We start from the raw sequence: 1,803 nt of genomic DNA, 5'->3' as shown, positions 1-1,803 counted from the left end.
GCAGTCGATCCGCTCGTAGGTCCATCCGTCGAGGCCGAGCGCCCGGTACGCCGCACCGTGCAGAACCGGGGAGAGAGAGTGGTCGACAGGATGACCCAACACCGCCGCGGAGCGGGGTGACGTGTCCGCGAGGCCGTCGGAGGCAGCGCCACCCGAACCGGCGTCACCCGAACCGGCGCTACCCGGACCAGCGCCGGCCGGACCGGCGCCCGTGGTGCTAACGCCCACTGGACAGGACCCCGTTGGCTATCGCCTCGCTCTGGTACCGCTCGTGCTCCGGGTACTCGTCGGCGAAGCGGGTGGTGCCCTGCATGTCGACGGTGACGAAGTACTTCCACCGGCCCTCGGCGGGGTTCTCCATCGCCCGGAGTGCATCGAGCCCGGGAGATCCGATCGGACCGTAGGGCAGTCCGTCCATGGCGTAGGTGTTCCACGGCGTGACCGCCGCACGATCGGCGTCGGTGGTGGCGATCTCCTGGTCGGCGAGGGCGTAGTTGACCGTCGAGTCGAACTGGAGGCGCATCGGCTCGTCGAGCCGGTTGAGGATCACCCGGGCGATCTTGTCGAAGTCCTCCAGCGTGCCCTCCTTCTCCACCAGGGACGCCGCGGTGACCACCTGGTACGGCGTCAACCCGATCCTCTCGGCCGAGGGGACGAGACCGGTGGCGTCGTAGGCGTCGGTCGACGAGTCGATCAGCTGCCGCAGGATCTCCAGGGGCTCCGACTGCGGGCTGACGTTGTGGACCCCGGGCGCGATCAGGCCCTCGAGACGTCGAACCGGGTCCGGGGCGCCCCGGACCTCGTTGATCGCCCAGTCGGGCACCCCGAGTTCGGTGGGGTCGGCCTGCACGGCCGCGTCGACGATCTCCTGCGGCTGGCGGCAGGTGGGTGGGGCCTCGGGGTCGTCCAGGTCCCGGAGACAGGTCGCGTCCGCGATCAGGGTGAAGATGCCCTTCTCGGTACCGCCGCCGACGACCACGGTGTCGAGCAGCCGCCCGCCGGGCTTGACGTCCATGAAACCGACCCTGTTCCGGGGATCGGCCAGGGCCTCCACCGCCGACGCGGCGCTCATCTCCTCCCGGACCTGGTAGTACCCCGGCTGAATACCCTCGACCGACGTCCCGGCCGCCGCACCTGTGAAGGCCCGGGTGCTGGCCACGGTGCCGATGTCGTACAAGCGGTCACCGACGACCCCCAGGGTGTCCCCGGGCTCGACGTGCAACAGCGCGTTGCCGGAGCCCTCGCCCTCGAAGTCGGGCGCGGCGGAGACCTCGTTGCCCGTGTTGCGGTAGACCATCACGGCGAAGGCCAGGACCACCCCGACCACGGCCGCAAGGAGAATGAACCGGGTGGTGCCACTCGTTCGTGAGCGTCCTCGTGCCGCAGACATCGTGCTCCTTAGCCAGGGGTTCAGGGAGCTGCCCGCCGGACAGCATCATGCTTGACGGGCAGTTTATCCAGCCGCGCCGGTCGACGCGCCCATCATCGGCGGGCGCGCCGCGAGTCGAGCCACGCCTGCAGGAGCACCACGGCGGCGGCCTGGTCGATCACGCCCCGCTGCTGCCGGGTGTTCCGGCCCGCGCCGTGGAGCGCCGCTCCCGCCGTCACCGTGGTGAGTCGCTCGTCCACGAACTCGACATCGAGGTCGGGAGAGGCGACGGAGAGCGCTCCCACGAACGACCGCGCCATCGCCGTGGAGGCGGTCTCCCGACCCTTCAGGGAGGTGGGCAGCCCCACGATCACACCGACGGCGTCGTACTCCTCGACGAGGTCACCCAGGCGTCCCAACTCCGCCGTCCACTC

The 1,803-nt window shown here is 70.4% G+C and carries 2 protein-coding genes and 1 pseudogene; all 3 read right to left on the bottom strand.

Annotated elements, in window-relative coordinates:
- Positions 1 to 228 (bottom strand): annotated as a pseudogene (locus tag G6031_RS19225) (hypothetical protein); the annotation flags it as partial.
- Positions 218 to 1,390 carry an endolytic transglycosylase MltG gene (locus G6031_RS13610; protein ID WP_179525363.1) on the bottom strand — a complete coding sequence of 391 codons (1,173 nt, stop codon included), beginning with the start codon at positions 1,388 to 1,390 and terminating at the stop codon, positions 218 to 220. The pseudogene G6031_RS19225 and the gene G6031_RS13610, both read right to left, overlap by 11 nt.
- A 92-nt stretch (positions 1,391 to 1,482) precedes the next feature.
- The coding region (gene ruvX, locus G6031_RS13605) for a Holliday junction resolvase RuvX (protein ID WP_182653545.1) at positions 1,483 to 1,803 on the bottom strand (321 nt) is incomplete at its 5' end.

The sequence above is a fragment of the Dietzia sp. CQ4 genome, assembly GCF_014145125.1.
GTDB classification, from domain to species: Bacteria; Actinomycetota; Actinomycetes; order Mycobacteriales; family Mycobacteriaceae; genus Dietzia; species Dietzia natronolimnaea.
Note: the sequence above shows the minus strand (reverse complement) of the source record. Positions and strands in the feature narration are given on the sequence as shown.